The sequence below is a fragment of the Streptomyces sp. NEAU-YJ-81 genome (genome assembly GCF_017592595.1).
Taxonomy (GTDB): domain Bacteria; phylum Actinomycetota; class Actinomycetes; order Streptomycetales; family Streptomycetaceae; genus Streptomyces; species Streptomyces hygroscopicus_B.
Map to the genome: position 1 here is coordinate 24,146 of NZ_JAGFNO010000038.1, position 5,217 is coordinate 29,362.

At 73.1% G+C, this 5,217-nt stretch carries 1 pseudogene; it reads right to left on the reverse strand.

Annotation, left to right across the window (positions count from 1 at the left end):
• Window positions 1–176: 176 nt before the first annotated feature.
• Window positions 177–5,138 (reverse strand): annotated as a pseudogene (locus tag J5X86_RS43925) (type I polyketide synthase); the annotation flags it as partial.
• Window positions 5,139–5,217: the final 79 nt, after the last annotated feature.

Sequence of the window (5,217 nt, forward strand, 5' to 3'; positions counted from 1 at the left end):
CGACTTCTCGCTGAGAGGCTATGTGCGAACTAACCCTCACAACAACCCCTAGATGCCCCCTATGACCCCCTGGAGACCCAAGGAGCGATAGGGGGCAACCGGTATTCGGCAACTCTATTGAAGGGTATGGAAAATCCTGGCCGATATCGAGAACGACGTCAATAGCAGAATTCCCGTCATGCCCTTCCGAGACCCTTGTTGATGAATGCGAAGAGCTCTTCGTCGCTGGCCGACTGGAGCTGCTCGGCGTCGACCGTGTCCTTCGCCGGACGCTCCGGCGCCGCCGTGGTGGCGGGCTCGGCGGTGACCGCCGTGCCGTCCGACTCGTTCCACTTCGCCATCAGCGACTGCAGGCGCATGGTGATCCGGGCCCGGGTGATGTTGTCGGGCGCGGTGCCGGTGAGCGCGGTCTCCAGCTTGTCGAGTTCCTCGAGCACCGCGGTGCCGTCGGCCGCCTCGTCGGGCGAGATCCCGGCCCGCAGATAGGCGGCCACGGCGGCCGGGGTCGGGTGGTCGAAGATCAGGCTCGGCGGCAGCTTCAGCCCGCTCGCGGCGCCGAGCCGGTTGCGGAGTTCGACGGCTGTCAGCGAGTCGAAGCCAAGCTCCTTGAAGGCCCGGCCCGCCTCGATCGCCTGGGCGCCGGAGTGGCCCAGCACGGCGGCCACCGCGCTGCGCACCAGATCCAGCAGCACGCGCTCCCGCTCGGTCTCCGGCAGCGCCGCGAGCTGCCCGGCCAGGGCAGCCCCGGCGGCCGCGCCGCCGCCGTCGGCCTCGGCGGTGGCCATCTCCTCGACGACCTCGCGGGCCTCGGGCAGGTCGTGCAGCAGCGGACGCGACCGGTCGGCGGTGAAGGCGAGGGTGAAGCGCCGCCAGTCCATGTCGATGACGGTCAGCGCGGTCTCGTCCCGGTCCAGCGCGTGCTGGAGGGTGGCGGTGGCCGGTTCCGGCGCCATCTCGTTGATGCCGTGGCGGCGCATCCGGTCGCCGACCGCGCCGTCCACCGTGGCGCCGTCGCCCCACGGACCGAAGGTCAGCGTGGTGGCGGGCAGCCCGTCCGCGCGGCGCTGCTCGGCGAAGGAGTGCAGGAAGGCGTTGCCGGGCGCCTGGTTGCCCTGGCCGGGTGCGCCGAAGGTGGCGGAGAAGTGCGAGCACAGCACGAACGCGGTCAGCTCCAGGTCCCGGGTGAGCTCGTGCAGATGGCGCGTGGCGTCCACCTTGAGCCGCAGCACCCGCTCGACCTGATCCGGGGTCAGCCCCTCGATCACCCCGTCCTCGATGACCGCGGCGGTGTGCACGACGGCGGTCAGCGGCTGGTCTGCCGGGATGGCCGCGAGGGTCTCGGCGAGCGCCGCGCGGTCGGTCACATCGCAGGCGGCGAGGGTGACCTTGGCGCCGAGCTCGGTCAGCTCGGCCTCCAGCTCGACGGCCCCGGGGGCGTCCGGGCCCCTGAGGCTCGCCAGCACCAGATGGTCGGCGCCGTTGCGGGCCAGCCACCGGGCGACCTGCGCGCCGAGCCGTCCCGTACCGCCGGTGACCAGCGTGGTGCCGGTCGGCTTCCAGGACCGTACGGCGGAGGTGTCGGCCAGCGGGGCGCGCACCAGGCGGGGCCCGAAGACGCCCGTGGCGCGGATCGCGGCCTGGTCGTCGTCGCCGTCGGACGCGAGGAGGCCCACCAGCCGGTTCAGGGCGCGCTCGTCGGGCGTGGCGGGCAGGTCGATCAGACCGCCCCAGCGCTCCAGGTGCTCCAGCGCGGCCACCCGGCCAAGGCCCCAGACGAGCGCCTGCTCGGGGGCGGCCGGCCGGTCCGAGCCGCCGACGGAGACGGCGCCGTTCGTCAGGCACCACAGCGGCGCGCCGATTCCGGCGTCGCCCAGGGCCTGGATCAGCGCGAGCTGGGCGGCCGTTCCGGCGGGCAGCGAGGCATGCCCGGGGTGCGCGCCCTCGGCCGGGGCCAGCAGCGACACCACCCCGGCGAACGAGCCGCCGTCGGCTTCGGCGAGCGCGGTGCGCAGCCGCTCGGCCAGCTCGTCCCGGCCGTCGGTGCCGGTGTCCACGGCGATCCGCCGTACGTCGGCGCCGCGTTCGGCGAGCACACCGGCCACGGCGTCGGTCCAGGTGTCCTCGGCGGCCGGGGCGACGACGAGCCAGCCGCCGGACAGCCGCGCGGACCGCTCCTCGGCGAGCGGCTTCCACGTCACGCGGTAGCGCCAGCCGTCCACCGTGGACTGCTCACGGGCCTGCTTGCGCCAAGTGGCCAGGGCGGGCAGGACGGCGCTCATGGGCTGATCGCCGTCGACCGTCAGCTCGGCGGCGAGGGTCTGCCAGTCCTCGGCCTCCACGGCGGCCCAGAACTTCGCCTCCACGGGGTCGTGTCCGGTCTCCCCGGCGGCCCGCTCGGGCGCCGCCTCGGGCCAGTAGCGCTGCGGCTGGAAGGCGTAGGTGGGCAGCTCGATACGGCGGGCGCCGGTGCCGTGGAACACGGCCTCCCAGTCGACGCTCACCCCGCGCGACCACGCCTCGCCGACCGAGGCCCAGAAGCGGTCCTGGCCGCCCTCGTCCCGGCGCAGCGACCCGATCGCGGCCGCGTCCACACCGGCGTCCTCGGCCGTCTCCTGCACACCCATCGTCAGCACGGGGTGCGCGCTGGACTCGATGAACACCCCGAAGCCCTCGTCCAGCAACCGCCGGACCGCGCCCTCCAGCTCAACGGTGCGACGCAGGTTGGTGAACCAGTACTCGGCGTCCAGCTCGGAACCCTCGGCCCACTCCCCCGTCACCGTCGACAGGAACGGCACCTGGGCGCTCTTCGGCTGTACGGGGGCCAGCAGCTCCAGCAGCTCCTCGCGGAGCAATTCCACCTGGGCCGAGTGCGAGGCGTAGTCCACCGGCACCCGGCGGGCCCGCACCTCATCGGCCTCACACGACGCCAGCAGCTCGTCCAGCGCGGTCGGCTCACCGGAGACGACCACCGAGGACGGCCCGTTGACCGCCGCGATGGAGATGCGCTCCTCGCCCCAGGGCTCGATGCGCTCACGCACGTCGGCCACCGGCAGCGCCACCGACACCATGCCGCCCTTGCCCGCCAGCACCCGGCCAATGGCCTGACTGCGCAGCGCCACCACACGGGCCGCGTCCTTCAGCGAGAGAATCCCCGCCACATACGCGGCGGCGATCTCGCCCTGCGAGTGGCCGATCACCGCGGACGGGACGACCCCCAGCGAACGCCACAGCTCGGCCAGGGACACCATCACCGCGAACAGCACCGGCTGGACCACATCCACCCGGTCCAGCGACGGCGCGCCCTCGGCGCCCCGCAGCACATCCACCAACGACCAGTCGGTGAACTCCGCGAGCGCCGCGGCACACTCCTCGATATGGGCCGCGAAGACGGGCGAGGCGTCCATCAGCCCCACGCCCATCCGCACCCACTGGGACCCCTGTCCGGGGAAGACGAACGCCGTCTGCCCGGCGACCACCGTGCCCCGCTCCACACCGGCCGCCATGCCGCCGTCGGCGAGGGCGTTCAGCCCGGCCATCAGCTCCTCGCGGTCCCGGCCCTGGACCACACCGCGGTGGTCCAGCGCGGAGCGGGTGGTGGCCAGCGACAGGCCGATGTCCACCGGGCGCAGCGCCGGTTCGTCGTGGAGCCGGTCCAGCAGCCGCCGCGCCTGGGCGCGCAGTGCCGCCTCGCTCTTGCCGGAGAGCACCCACGGCAGCACACCCGGCTGCTTGGACACCAGCTCGACCGGGCCCGGCTCCTCGGCGGGGGCCTGCTCGATGATGGTGTGCGCGTTGGTGCCGCTGAAGCCGAAGGAGGAGATGCCCGCACGGCGCGGGCGCCCGGTCTCGGGCCATGGCGTGGCCGACCTGACCAGCGCGACCTTCCCCGCCGCCCAGTCGATGTGCGGGGACGGCTCGGCGATGTGCAGCGACTCGGGCACCACCCCGTGCTCCATCGCCAGCACCATCTTCATCACCCCGGCGATGCCCGCGGCGCCCTGGGTGTGGCCGATGTTGGACTTCACCGATCCGAGCAGCAGGGGCAGTTCCTCGGGCCGGTCCTGGCCGTAGGTCGCCAGCAGCGCCTGCGCCTCGATCGGGTCGCCCAGCGAGGTGCCCGTGCCGTGGGCCTCGATGACGTCCACATCGCCGCCGGACAGCCGGGCGTTGGCCAGCGCCTGCTGGATGACGCGCCGCTGGGACGGGCCGTTGGGCGCGGTCAGCCCGTTGGACGCACCGTCCTGGTTGACGGCGGAGCCGCGCACCACGGCCAGCACCTTGTGGCCCCGGCGACGGGCCTCCGAGAGCCGCTCCAGCAGCAGGACGCCCACGCCCTCGGCCGGGCCGAAGCCGTCGGCGTCCGCCGAGAACGCCTTGCAGCGGCCGTCCTGCGACAGCCCGCGCTGGCGGCTGAACTCGATGAACAGACCGGGGGTGGACATCACATGGACGCCGCCCGCCAGGGCGAGCGAGCATTCGCCCAGCCGCAGCGACTGGACGGCCAGGTGCAGCGCCACCAGCGACGCGGAGCAGGCCGTGTCCACCGTGACGGCCGGGCCCTCGAGACCGAAGACGTAGGAGAGCCGGCCGGAGACGACGCTGCTGGCGTTGCCCGTGCCGAGGTGGCCGCCGAAGTCGTCCTCGGCATCGAGCGCCACCGACAGATAGTCGGAGGCGTTCATGCCCGCGAAGACACCGGTCCGGCTGCCGCGCAGGGACGCGGGGTCGATCCCGGCCCGCTCGAACGCCTCCCACGACGTCTCCAGCAACAGCCGCTGCTGCGGATCCATCGCCATGGCCTCACGCGGCGAGATCCCGAAGAACGCCGCGTCGAACCGGGTGGCATCGCCCAGGAAGCCGCCCTCACGGGTGTAGGTGGTGTCCGGGGTGTCCGGGTCCGGGTCGAACAGGTTCCGCAGGTCCCAGCCGCGGTCGGCCGGGAACTCCGTCTGCGCCTCGCCGCCGGAGGCCATGAGCTGCCACAGCTCCTCGGGGGTGCGCACACCCCCGGGGAAGCGGCAGCTCATGCCCACGATGGCGATCGGCTCATGGGCCTGGTCGTCGACCTCCTGCAGCCGCCGGTGGGCGGCGGTGAGGTCGGTGGTGACCTTCTTCAGATATTCGCGGAGCTTGGCTTCGTTCGCAGTCGCCATGGACGTTCACCTATTCGCAATGCTCTGGTTCGTCGGGGGGTTCGGATGGGTGTGCTGCCGCGCT